Source organism: Clostridium polynesiense (genome assembly GCF_000820705.1).
GTDB lineage: Bacteria > Bacillota > Clostridia > Clostridiales > Clostridiaceae > Clostridium_AA > Clostridium_AA polynesiense.
The window spans coordinates 40242-58167 of record NZ_CCXI01000070.1 but is presented as its reverse complement, the minus strand read 5'-3'; the positions used below and the strand labels follow the sequence as shown (position 1 = coordinate 58167).

The window sequence follows — 17926 nt, the reverse complement described above, 5'->3', positions numbered from 1 at the left end:
TGGAAGATTAGATGTAGGCGGAGCTATAGGAAAAGATGGTAATTTGGTGGTTATAAAGGATATGGGACTTAAAGAACCATACGTAGGACAAGTTCCCATATATACTGGAGAAATAGCAGAAGATCTGGCATATTATTTTACAGCCTCAGAGCAGACACCTTCAGCGGTTTCTTTGGGAGTACTGGTAGATGTTGATTACAGTATAAAAGCTTCAGGAGGTTTTATAATTCAAATGTTACCGGGAGCAGATGAACTTCTGGCAGATTTAGTTACTTACAGACTTGAGGAGTCAAAACCTATTTCTGAAATGCTTTCAGAAGGTAAATCTATAGAAGATATAGTAAAAGATATTTTCCAGGATATGGATTTAAAGATATCAGAGGAAATCGAACCAAAATATCTTTGCGACTGCTCCAGAGACAGAGTGGAGAGAGCTTTTATGAGTATTGGTAAAAAGGAGCTTACGGATATTTATAAAGAAGGCAAGGATGAAGAGCTTCACTGTCATTTCTGTAATGAAAAATATATATTTACTCACGAAGAAATTGGAGAACTGCTTAAGGGGATAAATAACTAATTTGGGAAAGAATCTTAATTTTATATAAATTATATAGGAACCACATTGACATTAAAATCTGTTTATATTATAATTTTTATGTAATTATTATTGGGAGCATAGCTCAGCTGGGAGAGCATCTGCCTTACAAGCAGAGGGTCACAGGTTCGATCCCTGTTGTTCCCACCATAATAATTGGCTCAGTAGCTCAGTTGGTTAGAGTGCCGGCCTGTCACGCCGGAGGTCGAGGGTTCGAGCCCCTTCTGAGTCGCCAATGGCCAGATAGCTCAGTCGGTAGAGCAGAGGACTGAAAATCCTCGTGTCCCTGGTTCGATTCCTGGTCTGGCCACCACTGCGGAAGTGACTCAACGGTAGAGTGTCACCTTGCCAAGGTGAAAGTTGCGGGTTCGAATCCCGTCTCCCGCTCCATATTAAGGCGCTATAGCCAAGCGGTAAGGCACAGGTCTGCAACACCTTTATCCCCGGTTCAAGTCCGGGTGGCGCCTCCATAAATAAACCCTTCAAGATTTTCTTGAAGGGTTTATTTATGTGAAAATTTAATGTTTTTATTTTCATTGAAAGCAGCTGAAGGTAATTATATAGTGCTTATAATAAAATAAGACTGCCTCTATCTCTAAGAGGACCGTTATATAAATAGACTGGTTCTACGCTGTATTTTAATAGAAAACTTATAACCTCAGCTCCGTATTTATAATGATTTAAGTCTCCGAAAAATAACAATTCCCCGGTTTGGGTATTACCTCCGCAACCTCCTATAAAACCGTAGTTGAATCCGGGAAGCATTATATCCCCATAGGGGAGGAGCAAAACATCAAAACCATGAGTGGTTAAAGCTTTGAATATTGAATTATCATTAGTAATAACAGCTTTATCTGTAACAGGAAGAATAGAACATTTAGTGTAACCCTGGTTAACGTGAATTACTTCTTTATTCTTCTCTAAATTTAATACTTCGTTATCTGTAAAATTCGTATTATGAATAAAAAAATCTTTAGTAGAAAAAGCATTTAATATTATATCTTCGGGATATTTTAAGGACAAAGCCTTATGGCTTAGGTTTATATTGTAACCGGTTTGATTTAAATCCTTTATAAAATCAGGAGATAATTTTTTTTGCGCTACAATGCTTTTCTGTGATGATACATATAGTTGAATATCAGGATGTCCGGATATTCCTTCATAAACATCACTGCAGTGGGGACATTTTAATACTCTATATCCTAAATTTTCTAAGTTGTATGTTTCTGTTTCTGAAATTCTATAATCAACTATGGCACACCTCATAATAAACTCCTTAAATTTATGTATATAGATTATTTTAATCTATAAAGATAAAAATATAAACAAAATTATAATGTCGATAATTGTTTCAAGAATTTTGTATATACATTTCTTTTAAATACATACTATATTTAAGAAGGGAGTGAGGTACGTATGATGCTTCTTAAACTTGCCTACGAAGGAGAGATGAACTTAATCGAAGATATACAAAATATGCGTCAGAACTTTAAAACTAAAAATATTATTTTAGGGATATCTGAAAGTATTGAAGGAAATACCCACTTCATAAAAATATTATGCGAAGATAACGATTATAGTGACAATCTGCAGAAAATGGTGTATTTATATATAAGCAATATTTTATATAAAATCATCGTGGATTATTTCAGGAAGAGAGAAATGTATGAGGTGCTTACAGATACCTATTTTTTTCTAAAGCATGATGAAATTTTAAATATAGAAGATAAATCTATGAAAGTTCTCATGGGAGAGATAAGCACCATGGACGAAACCTATGTGTTTTGCATGAATAGAATAAACAGCATAATAGAAAAAATAAAATGCTGTATAGAAGAAAAAAAAGAAATAAATATAAATGGATTCATTACTTTTCGAATGAAGGATTTAATATATGATTTAGAAAGTGTTGTAGATAAAATAGTTGAAAAGTATATGATAGAAAAAGAGTATAACGAGTTTATAAAATTACTGAAGTATTTTGTTGATATTCAAGAAAGCAAAATACTTGAAGTAAATATTATTATAGATATAGCAGGCAACTATAAAATTCAGGATACCTACGGCAATGATATTTTTCATGATTTTGTAAGCGATCTTACTGAAGGAAAGTTTAGCGGAATAGCAAATATAGAAGATATTATCATAAGTGGATTGATTACAAACTCTCCAAGAAAAATTATTATTCATGGTAAAGATAATTGTAAAAATATAGAGGTGCTGGAAACTATTAAAAACGTCTTCACTGATAGGGTTACCTTCTGCAGTAAATGCAAGTACTGTTGCACCCATGAAATTAAAATATGATAAAATAGTTGACATTGATGAAGTTCAATGATAAAATCTTTATGTCAAGCAGAAACAGCCGTTTCTCACCTTACAGCACTGCTAGTAAGGTTATGTATTACTTGTTTTATCATGGTGATATTTAAAGGACGGCTTTGCCGTCCTTTTTATATTTTAATGCCCATACATTACCGGAGGTGAAGAGTATTAATAATAAGAATTATTTACTTAATGAAGAGATTAGGGAAAAAGAGATAAGAGTAATTGATGTTGATGGTTCCATGCTGGGAATAATGTCATCTAGAGATGCTTTAAGGCTTTCAGAGGAAAAAGAAACAGATTTAGTAATGATATCTCCTGGTGCAAAACCACCCGTTTGCAAGCTTATGGATTATGGTAAATTTATCTATGAGCAGTCAAAAAAAGATAAAGAAGCTAAGAAAAAACAAAAAGTTATAAATGTTAAAGAAATTAGATTTAGTCCATCTATAGAAGAACACGATGTAAGCATAAAAGCTAATAATGCTAGAAAATTTTTACTAGATGGAGACAAGGTTAAGGTCACAGTAAGGTTTAGAGGTAGAGAAGCGGATTATTCACATATTGGGCAAAAAATACTTAAGAATTTTGCTTCTAAATTAGAAGATGTATGTGTCATCGAAAAGCCAGCTAAACTTGAAGGGAAAAATATGACCATGATTTTGGCTCCTAAGAAAGCATAACTTGAGAGGAGGATTTTATCATGCCAAAAATGAAAACTCATAGAGGTGCAGCAAAAAGATTTAAGAAAACAGGTAGCGGAAGGCTTAAAAGAGCAAAAGCTTTCAAAAGCCATATTTTAACTAAGAAGAGTTCTAAAAGAAAGAGAAACTTAAGAAAATCTTCTTTAGTATCACCTACACAAGAAAAGAACATGAAGAAATTATTACCATATCTATAGAAAACTACTGATAGGAGGTTTGCAAAATGGCAAGAGTTAAGAGAGCGGTTAATGCTCGTAAAAATCATAAAAAAGTATTAAAGCTTGCGAAGGGCTACTATGGTGGAAAAAGTAAGCTTTTCAAAACTGCTAATGAGTCTGTTATTAGAGCTTTAAGAAATGCATATGTTGGAAGAAAGCTTAAGAAAAGAGATTTTAGAAAGCTATGGATTGCTAGAATAAATGCAGCTACAAGAATGAATGGCTTATCCTATTCAAGATTTATGAACGGTATGAAGCTTGCAGGTATTAATGTAAACAGAAAGATGCTTTCTGAAATAGCTATAAATGATCCTAAAGCATTTACAGAATTAGTTGAAATTGCAAAAAAACAAATAAACCTTTAATAACAAATGCGGCTCATGTCGCATTTTTGTTATATTTAAATTATTTTCTTTAAAAGTTTAATTATACTTAATATTTTTAATGAGAGTTATTTATTATATAATAAAGTTGAACACCCAAGGGCTATAGAGGTGATTAAATGGAGAAAAAGAAGTTTAAAAAAATCAAGTTAAATCCAGTTCAGATTTTAGCAATAGGGTTTGGAGCAGTAATACTTACAGGAGCGTTTCTACTCTCATTACCCATATCTTCAGCAAGGGGGACTTATACCAATTTTACAGATTGTGTCTTTACAGCTACATCTGCTGTATGTGTTACAGGATTGGTAACTCTGGATACTGGGACACACTGGAGTTATTTTGGCAAAACTATTATCATTACTTTAATCCAAATAGGCGGATTAGGATTTATGTCTTTTGCTACGTTGCTTTCTTTAATTTTAGGCAAAAAAATAACTCTAAGAGAAAGATTAATTATGCAGGAGTCAATGAATACATTTAATATTCAGGGCTTAGTTAAGCTTGCAAAGTATGTTCTAATGTTTACCTTTTCTGTAGAGCTTATTGGAGCACTTTTATTGTCTACGCAGTTTATACCGCAGTTCGGTTTAGGTAAGGGAATTTATTATAGCATATGGCATTCAATCTCAGCTTTTTGTAATGCCGGCTTTGACCTTATGGGAGGCTTTTCAAGCTTAACAGCATATTCAGAAAATATAATAGTGATACTTACTATAGGTGCCTTAATAGTAGTGGGAGGTCTTGGATTTGTAGTGTGGTCAGAAATTTATAACTATAAAGGGTTAAAAAAGATGTCTACACATTCAAAGTTGGTAATACTCATGACCTTTATTTTAATATTCGGAGGAGCTTTATTAATGTTTCTATTCGAATATGATAATCCTGCTACACTACAGCCATTAACCTTCAAGGGAAAGTTGTTTAATTCATTATTTGCATCAATTACACCAAGAACTGCAGGGTTTAACTCCATTTCCACTTCTGGGATGACCACTGCAGGGATATTTCTCACAATTATATTAATGTTTATCGGGGGCTCGCCAGGGTCTACAGCAGGGGGGATTAAAACTTCAACTTTTGGAATACTGGTTATGACTATCATCTCCGTAATAAAAGGAAGGGAAGATACTGAGGTATTTAAAAAGAGAATACCTAAGGATATAGTATATAAGTCTCTTGCCATTATAATGATGGGGCTTTTACTGGTTATTTCCGTAACAATGATACTTTCTATAACAGAGGCTGGAGCTCCTTTTGACTATTTACTGTATGAAGTTACTTCTGCCTTTGGTACTGTGGGATTAACCTTAGGGTTAACTACAGAGCTGACCACCATTGGTAAAGTGTTGTTAATAATAACTATGTACCTTGGAAGAGTAGGTGTTTTAACAGTAGTCCTAGCATTGACCAGAAATAAAAGCAATTCAGGTATAAGGTATCCTGAAGATAGAATAATTGTTGGATAGGGGTGTTTAATATGTCAAATAAACAATTTGTTGTTATAGGATTAGGAAGATTCGGTACTTCAGTAGCAAAAACACTTTATGCTCTCGGACATGATGTTTTAGCTATAGATGTTGATGAAGATTTGGTGCAGGAAATATCCGATTCCGTTACCCATGCAGTACAGATGGATGCCACAGATGAAGCTGCTTTAAGAACAGTAGGAATCAGGAATTTTGACGTTGCTGTAGTTACCATAGGTTCAAATATCCAAGCCAGCGTTATGGTTGCTTTATTGGTTAAGGAGCTTGGAGTTAAATATATAATTGCAAAGGGGCATAGTGACCTTCATGCTAAGGTGCTCTACAAAATAGGAGTAGACAGAGTGATCCTTCCAGAAAAAGACATGGGAGTTAGAGTAGCACATAATTTAGTATCCTCAAGCATTTTAGATTATATAGAGCTGTCTCCTGATTATAGCATTATGGAGATTGAGTCTCCTAAAGAATGGTATAATAAAACTTTAAGGGATATTGGAATGAGAACAAATTATGGTATCAACGTTATGGCCATTAAAAATGAAAATGAAATCAATGTTTCACCTAATGCGGATGATAAAATATATCCAAATGATATAGTTGTAGCAATAGGGTCTGCAGATGATCTCAGCCAACTTGAAGCCAGGCTGAACAAATAGTATTGGAGGTAATTACTTGATAATCATTGAGAGCAAAGATAATAAAGTTTTTAAGGACATTAAAAAATTAAAAAGCAAGAGATACAGATATGAAAAAAAACTTTATATTATTGAAGGATATAGGTTTGTAGAAGAGGCTATTAAATCCGGGGCAGAAATTGAAAGCCTTTTATATACTTCCTCCTTTATGGAAAAGCATGATGAAGAAATGCAACAGTTATTATCTGGTAATTATTCCTCTCAATATATTTTAAAAGATTCGTTATTTAAGGATATCTGCGATACTGAAAATCCTCAGGGCATAATAGCAACTGTAAAGTTCAAATTTCCTCAGCCTGAAATTAAGAGGGGAATATTTGTGCTGGTGGACAGAATTCAGGATCCTGGTAATTTAGGAACTATTATAAGAACTGCTGATGCTGTAGGCGCATTGGGAGTTATATGCACCAAGGGAACTGTAGATTTTTTAAATGAAAAAGTTCTTAGGTCCACTATGGGATCAATTTTTAGGGTTCCTATAATAACGGAGAAGGAGAATTTAAATTTTTCAGCTTCGCTAAAATCACAGGGATTTAAATTTATTGGAACATACTTAAAAGCGGAGAAAAGCATATATGATTTAGATTTATCTGAAGAAACGGTTTTTTGCATTGGAAATGAAGCTTCAGGTCTCAGTGATGAAATTTTGAACTTTTGTCACGAAAAAGCAATAATACCTATGGTAGGAAATGCTGAATCATTAAATGCATCTATTGCTGCATCCGTTGTGATGTTTGAAGCTCTAAGACAAAGATTAAAAAAACAACCTTGATTTTATAAGGATTTAGTTATATCATATTAATGAAAATATAAAGACTGTGAATGAGAGAGTAGATATAATACACCTTAAACAGGGATTGAAAGCCATAGACTGAAAGCTTTCTTAAGGATGGTTATATTGAAGTTCACTCAGGAGTTCTAACTGCGAAAATTATAGTAGTGGTTGGCGGTGATAACCGTTATTTTTTTAGAGAGAGCATTGCTGCTAACTAGGGTGGTACCGCGGATAATCCGTCCCTTATGGGGCGGCTTTTTTATTTGGGAAAAAGAAAGGAGAAGGAGCATGAAAAATAAACTATCTGAAATCAGCGAAAAAGCATTGAATGAATTGAAAAGCATTCTGAGCATTTCAGAACTTGAAGCAGTAAGAGTGAAATATTTAGGAAAAAAAGGAGAGTTAACCTCTATACTAAGAGGAATGGGGGCGTTATCCCCCGAAGAAAGACCTTTAATCGGTAAGCTTGCAAATGAGATAAGAGAGGATATAGAGAAAAATATAGAAAAAATTTCCAGGGAAATAAAGGAAAAAGAAAAAGCTGAAAAATTAGAAAGAGAAGTTATCGATATTTCCATGCCTGGCAGAAAAAAGTCTGTAGGTAAAAGACATCCCTTGGATTTAACCTTAGAAAATATGAAGGATATTTTTGTGTCTATGGGATTTTCTATAGAAGAAGGACCTGAAGTGGAACTTGACTATTATAACTTTGAGGCTTTAAATATACCTAAAAATCACCCTGCAAGAAGCGAACAGGATACCTTTTATATAAATGATAATGTGGTACTGAGAACTCAAACCTCCCCTGTGCAGATAAGGGTAATGGAAAATCAGAAGCCTCCTATTAAAATGATATCTCCTGGTAAGGTATTCAGATCAGACGCAGCGGATGCTACTCATTCTCCAATATTCTATCAGTTAGAAGGACTTGTAATAGACAAAGGCATAACTTTTGCAGACTTAAAGGGTACCTTAGAACTTTTTGCAAAGAAGATGTATGGCGATAAACTTCAGACGAAATTTAGACCTCATCATTTTCCTTTTACAGAACCCTCTGCAGAAATGGATGCAACTTGTTTTGTGTGCCAGGGGAAAGGATGCAGAGTATGCAAAGGCAGCGGATGGATTGAACTTTTAGGCTGCGGAATGGTTCATCCACAAGTTCTTCGAAATTGTGGAATCGATCCAGAGATATACAGCGGTTTTGCTTTTGGTTTCGGCGTTGACAGAATGGTTATGCTTAAATACGGAATAGATGATATTAGATTATTATATGAAAGCGATATGAGATTTCTTAATCAATTTTAGGAGGTGCAGCTATGAAAGTTCCATATAAATGGCTTAAAGATTATATTAATATTGAAATTAGTCCTCAGCAGCTTGCTGATAGTCTAACACTGTCAGGCTCTAAGGTGGAAGAAGTGATTTCAGAGGGAGATGAAATTTCTAATGTAGTAACAGGTAAGATAGAAAGCATTGTACCTCATCCTGATGCTGATAAACTGGTTATATGCCAATTGAACATCGGAGCGGAAGAACAGATACAAATAGTTACAGGTGCAAATAACATGTCAGAAGGTGATATAGTTCCTGTAGCTCTTCATGGTTCTTCTCTGCCTAATGGTCTTAAGATAAAAAAGGGAAAATTAAGAGGAGTGCCTTCCAATGGTATGATGTGCTCTGAAGAAGAGTTAGGAATTGCCACAGAGGAACCTGTCCATGGACTTATGATACTTCCTTCAGATACACCTTTAGGCAGGGATATAAAAGAAGTATTGGGATTAAATAATGAGGTCGTAGACTTTGAAATAACATCAAACAGACCTGATTGTCTTAGTGTTATAGGTATAGCCAGAGAAGCTTCTGCAACCCTTAATATCCCTTATACCCTGCCGGAAATGAACTATAATTCCAGCTCCGATGTCAATGTTCAGGATGTAATTAAGGTGGAAATTGAAGATAATCAATACTGTAGAAGATATATGGCTAAAGGTGTTAAGAATGTAAAAATTGCTCCTTCTCCTCAATGGATGCAGGAAAGACTGTTGGCCGCTGGTGTAAGACCTATAAATAATATAGTTGACATAACTAATTTTGTTATGCTGGAAGTAGGTCAGCCAATGCATGCATTTGACAGAAGGGAAATAAAATCCGGAAAAATAGTTGTGGGAAGAGCGAAGCAGGGAGAAAAATTCACAACTCTAGATGATGTGGAAAGGGAATTGAATTCAGATGTACTGTGTATAAAGGATAATCAAAATATTATAGGCCTTGCAGGTATAATGGGAGGACTGGATTCTGAGATAAAAGAGGATACCACAGAAGTTATATTTGAAAGTGCAAACTTTGATGGTATAAACATTAGAGTAAACTCAAAAAAGCTTGGTTTACGAACTGAGTCTTCTTCAAGATTTGAAAAAGAAATTGATCCTAATTTAGCTGAGATAGCCATAAATAGAGCCTGCAGCTTGGTAGAACTTCTAAAATGCGGTGAAATAATGTCCGGAATCATTGACATTTATGATAATCCAAAAGAGGTTAAGGAATTAACTGTTGAAGTTTCATGGATTAACAGATTCTTAGGAACGTCATTAACCTCAGAAGAAATGAAGGGATATTTAGATAGGCTTGAATTATTTGCTTCAATAAAAGGAGATAAGTTAGTAATAAAGGTTCCAACCTTCAGAATTGACATCGCAATTAAGGAAGACATAGCTGAAGAAATTGCCAGAATATACGGATATAATAATATTCCTACTACTATTACAAAAACAGTTACAGAAAAGGAACCTAAAAACTTAAAGCAGAAAATGGATGACGTTGTTATTTCCAATATGATTGCCTGCGGTCTTTGTCAATCTATTTCCTATGCTTTTGTAAGTCCTAAAACCCTTGATATGATAAACTCACCAGAAGATAGCCTTTTAAGAAAGACAGTTAAAATAAAAAATCCTTTAGGAGAAGATTTCAGCCAGATGAGGACTACTACTATACCTTCTATGATGGAATGCTTAGCCAGAAATAACTCAAGAAGTATTGAAGAAGCAAGGCTCTTTGAAATGGCTAAGATATATATTCCTAAAGAAAAAGAGGAGAGTCTTCCTGAAGAAAAAAATATATTAAGCATAGGTTTATATGGCAATACAGATTATTATGACTTAAAGGGAATTATAGAAAATCTCCTTGATGTTTTAGGAATAAATAACTATAAATTCATAAGGCAAAGTGATAACAAAGCTTTTCATCCCGGAAAAACCGCAGATCTTTACTGTGGAAAAAAGGCAGTGGGAATATTAGGAGAAATACATCCTGACGTATCCGATAATTATGATATAGATACGCCTTGTTATGCAGCAGAAATTGATTTAGATGGACTTTACGCTTTCAGCAGCTTAACAAAAGCTTATAAACCTCTTCCTAAATATCCTGCAATAACAAGAGATTTAGCATTGCTTTTAGATGATAATATATTAGTTCAGGAAATAGAAGAGACTATCAGAAAGCAGGGAGGAAATCTGATAGAATCTGTAAAACTCTTTGATGTTTACAAAGGAAAGCAGATTCCTGAAGGCAAAAAGAGTGTAGCTTATTCTCTGGTTTACAGAGCAGATAACAGGACATTGAAGGACAGCGATATTAATAAGATACACGATAAGATAGTCAGAGCCTTAGAATTTAAGCTTGGAGCTCAATTAAGATGATTCTATGTTTTCTTAACCAGTTAATTATGGTAATATATTAGTTAGGATACTTAAATTGATTAAGAGGGTGTTGCTATGAATATAATTACTGTTAAGATAAATGGTTTAGAATATAATCTAAAAGGAGAAGAAAACGAAGAGTATCTTCACAAAGTAGCTATATATGTAGATAAAAAAATCAGAGGTATACTAGATAACAATAAGAAGCTGAGCGTTTCTTCAGCAGCAATACTTACTGCAGTAAACATAGCAGATGAATTTTTTAAGTATAAAGAAGAATATATTAATCTGGAAAAAGAGCTTAAGGCTTCAAAGACAGAAGAAAAGAAATTTATACATGAAATAGAAGAGCTTAAAAAGCAGATTCAAAGACTTGAAATATATAATGATGAGCTTCAAAGCAGAACAACTACCGCTGATGCTGAAAGGGAAATAGAAGAAAAGAATAAGAATATCGAAGAACTCAGCGGAGAAATTGAAGCGATGAAGGAAGCTGTATCAAAATATACTGAGGAAAATAAATCCTTAAAAGCTGAGAATAAAGAGATGAAGTTTAATAATCAATCATCTAAATATAAGATTATGGATCTTCAAAATAAACTAATAGAAAATCAGATTGCTCTAGCTAAGGAAAGAAAGAATAAGAATGCCCTGATTAATTATGATAAATAAGAGCCCCCTGGGCTCTTATTTATTTTACAAAAAATTAACTGTATTATTGTTAAATTACAGTTTCTTTGTATATAATATTCATTGAATAGGAGAGATGAATATATGAAGGATAAAATAGAATTGCTGGCACCGGCAGGGAATATGGAATGCTTTATGGCTGCAGTGAATGCAGGTGCAGATGCTGTATATATAGGAGGAGATAAATTTTCAGCCAGAGCCTATGCTGGGAATTTTGACATGAATAATATAAAAAAAGCTCTGGAGTATGCGCATATAAGAGGTAAAAAGGTATATATAACATTAAATACATTAATAAAAGAAAATGAAATGAAAGAAGCTGAAGAATATATAGAAAAGCTTTATGCTATGGGAGCAGATGCATTAATAATTCAGGATACTGGACTTGCTTATTATATATCTAATGCTTATCCTGACTTGGAGATACATGCTTCAACCCAAATGACTGTTCATAACGCAGAAGCTGCGGAATATTTAGTGAATAAAGGTTTTAAGCGCATAGTATTATCTAGAGAATTGTCTTTGAAGGAAATAAAACATATATCTCTTGATTTAAATATAGAAACAGAAATTTTTGTCCACGGTGCTTTATGCGTAAGTTATTCAGGTCAATGCTTAATGAGCAGTTTAATAGGAGGACGAAGCGGTAATAGGGGAAGGTGTGCACAGGCATGCAGAATGCCATACAGTATAATCAATAAAGAGACAGATGAGTACAAATCTGGTTATCTTTTAAGCCCAAAAGACATGTGTACTATAGATATAGTAGAAGATATAATAAAAAGCGGTACAGCATCCCTAAAAATTGAAGGGCGTATGAAAAGAGCAGAATATGTAGCAGGAGTAGTGAAAAATTATAGAGAAGCTATAGACAGTTATTACGGACTGAAAGAAAACAGTGATGTTGAAGGGGCAAAAACTGAACTTATGCAGCTCTTTAACAGAGAAGGTTTCAATAAATCTTACCTATATGGGAATCCTGGTATTGAGTTAATGGCAGTTAATAATCCTAAAAATACAGGAATAGTTCTTGGAAGGGTGAATAAAGATTTATCTGTAACTCTTGAAAATGATATTGCTCTCAAGGATGGAGTTACCAACGGAGATACTGGATTTACAGTAACTAAGATTATAGAGTATGACAGCACGCTGGAGGAGGCTTTTAAGGGAAGCAGGGTGAAATTATTCCCCCCGAATTATAAAAAGGGAGATGTTTTATACAAAACCTCCAGCGAAAAGCTGAATAATAAGTATAAGACCTATACTTATGCTGATAATTTTAAAAAAGAAAAAATAAATATAAATTTCATATTTTCCATTGATAAGCCTTTTACCTTAAGTGCTGAATATAAAGGAAAGAACTATGAAGTATCAGGGGATATGGTACAGAAGGCAATTAATAAACCTACAGAATTAAATAGGATATATGATAACTTAAGCAAGTCAGGAGATTCTCCTTTTCAAGTGTCGAAGGTCTCTGCACAAGATTATGAAGAAGGATTTTTACCGGTATCTTCCATTAATAAATCTAGAAGAGAACTGCTGGAAAAAATAGAAGAAGATATGCTTAAAAGCTTTGAAAGAAAAGGTGTAAAACAACATATAAAAGCAAAGGAATATAAAAGATTTGAAGGTAATCCTGATTTCTTAGCGGTAATAAATACAAAGGAACAGCTTAAAGCATTTTTACACAGCAGTATAGAAGCTGCCGCTGTAAATTTATTCTGGAGAAGGAACGGTATTAGAGAAGAAGATTTAATTTCTATTTCAGAAAAAGATGTATACTTAAAGATACCCAATATTATAAGACAGGAATATAAAAGCCTTATAAAAATCATTGAAAGGAACTTAAACAATATAAAAGGTATAGTCACTTCCAATTTAGGCATCATTAATAGATTTAAAGGCAGAACTGCAATTATAGGTGATTATAAATCAAATATATTTAATTCCTACAGTACAGATTTCTATAATGAAGAGTTAAAATCAGCCAGTATAAGTGTTGAGTTAAATAAAAAAGAAATACAGGAAATAGTACACAAAAGCAGTATTCCCCTCCAAGCGCTAATATATGGTAAAATTGAAATGATGGTTATGGAATACTGTCCTATTGGAAGTGTTATGGGAAATAAATCAACAGATAGAAACTGCGGCAGAGAATGCGAAAAAGGAAATTATGTACTTAAAGACAGACTTAACAAAGAGTTTCCTGTATATACAGATTTATTCTGCAGGAGTATTTTGTTAAATACTATTCCTTTAAATCTTATAGACAGACAAAAAGAATTAAAAGAAATAGGTATTAAATCCTTTAGAGTAGATTTTACCGACGAAAATTATGAAGAAACTTATAAAATACTTGAAATGCTAAAAGAAAAAGCTTCAATACTTATAAAAGATGAAGCTACCAGAGGTCACTATAAAAGAGGTGTAGAATAAAAGCCTGAGAAAGGGTGATATAATGAACGAAAAAGCCTTAAAGGTACTTGAATTTAATAAGATAAAAGACAAAATTGCTGAATATGCTGTAACAGAAACCGCAAGATCCTTTATAACGGAATTATCTCCTTATGACAATTTTCACAAAGTGGAAAAGAAACTTCTGGAAACTTATGAAGCCTTCAATCTTATCAATAAAAAGGGTTCACCTCCCTTTGAAGGATTCTTCGATGTTACTGAAGCTTTAAAAAGAGCAGAAAAGGCAGGTGTGCTAAATGCTTCCCAGCTCCTCAGAATAGGTAATGCAATGAAATGTTCAAGAAAATTAAAGGATTTTGTCGCAAGAAAGGAAAGTGAAGAGGCATTCCCCACCATAGAGGATATATGTGATTCAATTTTGCCCTTAAGGAATCTTGAGGATAAAATATTCAAAGCAATCATAAGTGAAGAAGAGATATCAGACCATGCCAGCAGTACATTATACAATATAAGAAGAAGCTTAAAGGAAAAGAATTCTTCCGTTAGAGATAAAATTACTTCTTTAGTTAGAAGTAATTCAAAATACCTTCAAGATAATCTTTTTACTGTAAGAGGGGACAGATATGTGCTTCCTGTTAGATCTGAATATAAATCTGCTGTTCCAGGATTGGTGCATGATCAGAGTTCTTCCGGTGCCACGTTGTTTATTGAACCTATGAGTCTGGTTAATTTAAATAATGAAATAAAAGAGCTTATGCTTAAAGAGAAGGCTGAAATCGAAAGGATTCTGGAAGAACTTTCAATGGAAATATACAATAATATAACCCCTGTGAAAAATAATACTTGGATTTTATATGAACTGGATTTTATATTTGCTAAAGCTAAATATGCAAATGAGCTTAACTGTGAAATGCCATCCATAAGCAGGGAGGGAAACATAGATTTAATAGAAGCAAGACATCCTCTATTAGATCAAAGTAAAGTTGTACCCTGCAGCGTATATCTTGGAAAGGACAATAATTCATTAATAATCACAGGCCCAAACACAGGAGGAAAAACAGTTACATTAAAAACAGTAGGTCTTCTTCATATTATGGCGTTAAGCGGGGTGCTGATTCCGGTAAAAAAGAATTCTACCATTGGGTATTTTAATGAGGTATTTGCTGATATTGGAGATGAGCAGAGCATTGAACAAAGCTTATCCACTTTTTCTTCCCATATGACCAACATTGTTAATATTATCAACTCAGCTAATGAGGATTCTCTAGTGCTGCTAGATGAACTGGGAGCAGGTACAGATCCTACGGAGGGAGCGGCTTTAGCTGTTGCTATTTTAGAGTTTTTAAGAAAAAAACAGAGTAAAATACTTGCCACCACACATTACAGTGAATTAAAGGCTTATGCTTTAAGAACCTCCGGTGTAGAAAATGCTTCTGTGGAATTCGATGTGGAAACCTTAAGGCCAACCTACAGACTTCTCATCGGAATTCCTGGAAAATCCAACGCATTTGAGATATCCAAAAGGCTCGGGCTTCCTGAATATATTATAGAATCCTCTAAAGAGCTTATAGCAGATGAAACTCTAAAATTTGAAGATCTTATACAGAGTCTTCAGGAAAAGAGCATCAAAGCTGAAAATGATGCCCGACTCGCTAAAAGTCTAAGGTTGGAGGCAGATAAGATTAAAGAAAAGCTACAAGTTAAATTGTCTGGTATAGATAAGATTAGAGAAAATGCTCAGCTAGAAGCAAAAAGAGAGGCTAAAAATATACTTAGGGAAGCTAAAGCAGAAGCAGACGAAATCCTTAAAAATATAAGAGAGCTTGAAAGGATGGGATATTCATCTGAAGCAAGGCAGAAATTAGAAGAGGAAAGAAGAAAAATAAAAAGTAATTTGGATAAGATAGAAGTTTCGGAATTTAATATAAATAAAGAGGAAGGAAAACCTCTAAAGGAAATCTTTCCTGGAAAAACCGCATTTCTTTCGAAACTGAATCAAAAGGTAGTTATACTTACTTCTCCTGACAGTAAAGGAGAGGTTCAGGTTCAGGCTGGCATAATGAAAATTAATGTTAAGGCTAAGGACTTAACTGAGAGTTCAGATAAGGAAGAGGTAAAGAGTAGGTCTAAAAAGAAAATTAATTTAAACTTGAAATCTACCCCTACCTCTATCGATCTCCGTGGAATGGATTCTGAAGAAGCTATATATAATACTGATAAATATTTAGACGAAGCTTATATGGCAGGATTAAATGAAGCAACTGTAATCCATGGAAAAGGAACCGGTGTACTTAGAAAAGCTATTCAAAATATGCTTAAAACCCATCCTCACGTAAAATCCTACAGGTTAGGAGAATATGGAGAAGGTGGAGATGGCGTTACTGTAGTAATATTAAAGTAAGGTGATTATATGTTTATTGTTAGCGCATGTTTAATAGGAAATAACTGCAGATATGATGGCAGAAACAATTATAATAAAAAGCTTAATGAACTTTTAATAAAGGGTTTATTGATACCTGTATGTCCTGAACAGATGGGAGGCATGACTACTCCCAGAGAGCCTCATGAAATAATCGGGGGCACAGGAGCGGATGTACTAGAAGGAAGAGCCAGGGTAATCTCGATAAAGGGAAGCGACTCCACTATCAATTTTATAAAAGGTGCTGAAGAAACCCTTAAGCTTGCAAAGAATATAAATGCTTCCGCAGCGTTGTTAAAGAGCAAAAGCCCCTCCTGCGGCGTAGGCAGGATTTATGACGGAACCTTCAGCAAAACTTTAATAAACGGCAATGGAGTAACTGCTGAACTTTTACTTAAAAATAATATAAAGGTATTTACTGAAGAAGATATTGAAGAATTTATAAAGGCTTATTTATAAGCTTGCTAAAAAGGTGCATAATTACATTTTTATGCACCTTTTACCTAATATAACTTTATCAGATAAAATTGACAGAAAAGCATTAATGTTCTTATACTAAACATATACAATGATTTAGAGATGGAGGTGTACTATGAGCAGATTGGATATATTGTTCCAAAAAGTTGATCCTTCTTTACGTAAAGAGCTGGCAGTTGCAGCAGCTGAGGATGGAGAAGTTTTGAAAGCTGTAGAGCAAGCTGTTAATAGAGGTCTAATCAGCGCAGTGCTTTATGGAAATGAAGATAAGATTAAAAAGATAGCTAAAGATAATGAGATTAATTTAAGAGGCATGATAATTAAAAATTCAGATAATGCAAAAACTGCAGCTGTGGAAGCGGTTAAATCTATCAAAAATGATGAAAATGACTTTTTAATGAAAGGGAAGCTTAATACTTCTGATTTGTTGAAGGCGGTTCTAGATAAGGAATACGGTATAAAGAAAAATGATACCTTATCTCATGTAATGGTTTACGATGTACCCGGTTACCATAAATTAATATATTTAACAGATGGAGGAATGGTAACTTTTCCTGATATAAATGATAAAGTCAATATAATAAAAAATTCTCTGTGTGTTTGCAATGCTATGGGATTAGAAATGCCTAAAGTAGCTGTGCTGGCTGCTATTGAGAATATAAATCCTAAAATGCAGGCTACTGTAGATGCAGCATCCTTAGTGGTGATGAATAAAAGGGGGCAGCTTAAAGGATGCTTGATAGATGGACCGCTAGCCTTTGATAATGCAATAGATAAGGAAGCGGCAGAACATAAAGGGATTGAAAGTCAGGTAGCAGGGGATGCTGATGTGCTTCTTGTACCTAATATAGAATGTGGAAATATGGTTGGAAAATGCTTAACTTATTTTGGTAATTCTATAAGCGCCGGAGTTATTGTTGGTGCTAAATGTCCTATAGTGTTAGTTTCCAGAGCGGATACAGCCATATCAAAGCTATATTCTATAGCTCTAGGTTCATTAATATAAGTCAGCTTTAATTAATTAAAAATAAGGGGGATTATT

At 34.0% G+C, this 17926-nt stretch carries 16 protein-coding genes, 5 tRNA genes and 2 other annotated features; of the genes, 20 read left to right on the top strand and 1 reads right to left on the bottom strand.

Annotation, left to right across the window (positions count from 1 at the left end; genetic code table 11):
* The 6 genes from TA89_RS06780 to TA89_RS06755 form a co-directional block, all read left to right on the top strand.
* A partial coding sequence (locus tag TA89_RS06780) for an Hsp33 family molecular chaperone HslO (RefSeq protein ID WP_040211984.1) occupies window positions 1–577 on the top strand: 577 nt, incomplete at its 5' end.
* A gap of 92 nt (window positions 578–669) precedes the next feature.
* Window positions 670–745 (top strand) — tRNA-Val (locus TA89_RS06775).
* A gap of 8 nt (window positions 746–753) precedes the next feature.
* Window positions 754–830, top strand: a tRNA-Asp gene (locus TA89_RS06770).
* Between the two features lie 2 nt (window positions 831–832).
* Window positions 833–908, top strand: a tRNA-Phe gene (locus TA89_RS06765).
* A 2-nt stretch (window positions 909–910) separates the two neighbouring features.
* A tRNA-Gly gene (locus TA89_RS06760) sits at window positions 911–985 on the top strand.
* A 6-nt stretch (window positions 986–991) separates the two neighbouring features.
* Window positions 992–1065: transfer RNA gene (locus TA89_RS06755), tRNA-Cys, on the top strand.
* Window positions 1066–1162: 97 nt separating this feature from the next.
* Here TA89_RS06755 and TA89_RS06750 read toward each other — a convergent pair.
* On the bottom strand, window positions 1163–1861 hold the full coding sequence (locus tag TA89_RS06750) for a DUF6873 family GME fold protein (RefSeq protein ID WP_040211981.1): 699 nt from the start codon (window positions 1859–1861) through the stop codon (window positions 1163–1165).
* Window positions 1862–2011: 150 nt separating this feature from the next.
* On the opposite strand from TA89_RS06750, the gene ytxC reads away from it, so the two are divergent.
* From ytxC to TA89_RS06680, 14 genes are all read left to right on the top strand, one after another.
* Window positions 2012–2902 (top strand): putative sporulation protein YtxC, encoded by an 891-nt coding sequence (ytxC, locus tag TA89_RS06745; protein WP_040211980.1) that lies wholly within the window; start codon window positions 2012–2014, stop codon window positions 2900–2902.
* A 40-nt stretch (window positions 2903–2942) separates the two neighbouring features.
* Window positions 2943–3057: a sequence feature (ribosomal protein L20 leader region), on the top strand.
* A 21-nt stretch (window positions 3058–3078) separates the two neighbouring features.
* A complete protein-coding gene (gene infC / locus TA89_RS06740) occupies window positions 3079–3603 on the top strand; it encodes a translation initiation factor IF-3 (RefSeq protein ID WP_040211996.1) in 525 nt (174 codons plus the stop codon).
* Window positions 3604–3623: 20 nt separating this feature from the next.
* Complete coding sequence (rpmI, locus tag TA89_RS06735; RefSeq protein WP_040211979.1) at window positions 3624–3821, top strand: 50S ribosomal protein L35; 198 nt, start codon at window positions 3624–3626, stop codon at window positions 3819–3821.
* Window positions 3822–3847: 26 nt separating this feature from the next.
* Window positions 3848–4207 (top strand): 50S ribosomal protein L20, encoded by a 360-nt coding sequence (gene rplT, locus TA89_RS06730; RefSeq protein ID WP_040211977.1) that lies wholly within the window; start codon window positions 3848–3850, stop codon window positions 4205–4207.
* A 137-nt stretch (window positions 4208–4344) separates the two neighbouring features.
* The gene (locus TA89_RS06725; RefSeq protein WP_040211976.1) at window positions 4345–5691 is read left to right on the top strand and encodes a TrkH family potassium uptake protein; all 1347 of its coding nucleotides are present in this window, start codon (window positions 4345–4347) and stop codon (window positions 5689–5691) included.
* A gap of 11 nt (window positions 5692–5702) precedes the next feature.
* Window positions 5703–6365, top strand: a complete 663-nt coding sequence (locus TA89_RS06720) for a potassium channel family protein (RefSeq protein ID WP_040211974.1) — start codon at window positions 5703–5705, stop codon at window positions 6363–6365.
* A gap of 16 nt (window positions 6366–6381) precedes the next feature.
* On the top strand, window positions 6382–7176 hold the full coding sequence (locus tag TA89_RS06715; protein WP_040211972.1) for a TrmH family RNA methyltransferase: 795 nt from the start codon (window positions 6382–6384) through the stop codon (window positions 7174–7176).
* A gap of 37 nt (window positions 7177–7213) precedes the next feature.
* Window positions 7214–7426: a binding site (T-box leader), on the top strand.
* A 41-nt stretch (window positions 7427–7467) separates the two neighbouring features.
* Window positions 7468–8487: a phenylalanine--tRNA ligase subunit alpha gene (gene pheS, locus TA89_RS06710; RefSeq protein WP_040211971.1), complete on the top strand. Its 1020-nt coding sequence runs from the start codon at window positions 7468–7470 to the stop codon at window positions 8485–8487.
* Between the two features lie 11 nt (window positions 8488–8498).
* Window positions 8499–10880, top strand: coding sequence for a phenylalanine--tRNA ligase subunit beta (gene pheT, locus TA89_RS06705; RefSeq protein WP_040211970.1), 2382 nt, complete (start codon window positions 8499–8501; stop codon window positions 10878–10880).
* A 75-nt stretch (window positions 10881–10955) separates the two neighbouring features.
* The gene (locus TA89_RS06700; protein WP_040211968.1) at window positions 10956–11552 is read left to right on the top strand and encodes a cell division protein ZapA; all 597 of its coding nucleotides are present in this window, start codon (window positions 10956–10958) and stop codon (window positions 11550–11552) included.
* Window positions 11553–11654: 102 nt separating this feature from the next.
* Window positions 11655–14009 (top strand): U32 family peptidase, encoded by a 2355-nt coding sequence (locus TA89_RS06695; RefSeq protein ID WP_040211965.1) that lies wholly within the window; start codon window positions 11655–11657, stop codon window positions 14007–14009.
* Window positions 14010–14031: 22 nt separating this feature from the next.
* Complete coding sequence (locus TA89_RS06690) at window positions 14032–16389, top strand: endonuclease MutS2 (RefSeq protein ID WP_040211964.1); 2358 nt, start codon at window positions 14032–14034, stop codon at window positions 16387–16389.
* A gap of 9 nt (window positions 16390–16398) precedes the next feature.
* On the top strand, window positions 16399–16866 hold the full coding sequence (locus TA89_RS06685; protein ID WP_040211961.1) for a 2-thiouracil desulfurase family protein: 468 nt from the start codon (window positions 16399–16401) through the stop codon (window positions 16864–16866).
* A gap of 133 nt (window positions 16867–16999) precedes the next feature.
* Window positions 17000–17890 carry a bifunctional enoyl-CoA hydratase/phosphate acetyltransferase gene (locus TA89_RS06680; RefSeq protein WP_052447347.1) on the top strand — a complete coding sequence of 297 codons (891 nt, stop codon included), beginning with the start codon at window positions 17000–17002 and terminating at the stop codon, window positions 17888–17890.
* Window positions 17891–17926: the final 36 nt, after the last annotated feature.

Bases quoted from the DNA above. Each gene is read 5' to 3' on its own strand.
- TA89_RS06750 (WP_040211981.1), bottom strand. From the start codon at position 1,861: ATGAGGTGTGCCATAGTTGATTATAGAATTTCAGAAACAGAAACATAC.
- ytxC (WP_040211980.1), top strand. From the start codon at position 2,012: ATGATGCTTCTTAAACTTGCCTACGAAGGAGAGATGAACTTAATCGAA.
- rpmI (WP_040211979.1), top strand. From the start codon at position 3,624: ATGCCAAAAATGAAAACTCATAGAGGTGCAGCAAAAAGATTTAAGAAA.
- rplT (WP_040211977.1), top strand. From the start codon at position 3,848: ATGGCAAGAGTTAAGAGAGCGGTTAATGCTCGTAAAAATCATAAAAAA.
- TA89_RS06725 (WP_040211976.1), top strand. From the start codon at position 4,345: ATGGAGAAAAAGAAGTTTAAAAAAATCAAGTTAAATCCAGTTCAGATT.
- TA89_RS06720 (WP_040211974.1), top strand. From the start codon at position 5,703: ATGTCAAATAAACAATTTGTTGTTATAGGATTAGGAAGATTCGGTACT.
- pheS (WP_040211971.1), top strand. From the start codon at position 7,468: ATGAAAAATAAACTATCTGAAATCAGCGAAAAAGCATTGAATGAATTG.
- pheT (WP_040211970.1), top strand. From the start codon at position 8,499: ATGAAAGTTCCATATAAATGGCTTAAAGATTATATTAATATTGAAATT.
- TA89_RS06700 (WP_040211968.1), top strand. From the start codon at position 10,956: ATGAATATAATTACTGTTAAGATAAATGGTTTAGAATATAATCTAAAA.
- TA89_RS06695 (WP_040211965.1), top strand. From the start codon at position 11,655: ATGAAGGATAAAATAGAATTGCTGGCACCGGCAGGGAATATGGAATGC.
- TA89_RS06690 (WP_040211964.1), top strand. From the start codon at position 14,032: ATGAACGAAAAAGCCTTAAAGGTACTTGAATTTAATAAGATAAAAGAC.
- TA89_RS06685 (WP_040211961.1), top strand. From the start codon at position 16,399: ATGTTTATTGTTAGCGCATGTTTAATAGGAAATAACTGCAGATATGAT.
- TA89_RS06680 (WP_052447347.1), top strand. From the start codon at position 17,000: ATGAGCAGATTGGATATATTGTTCCAAAAAGTTGATCCTTCTTTACGT.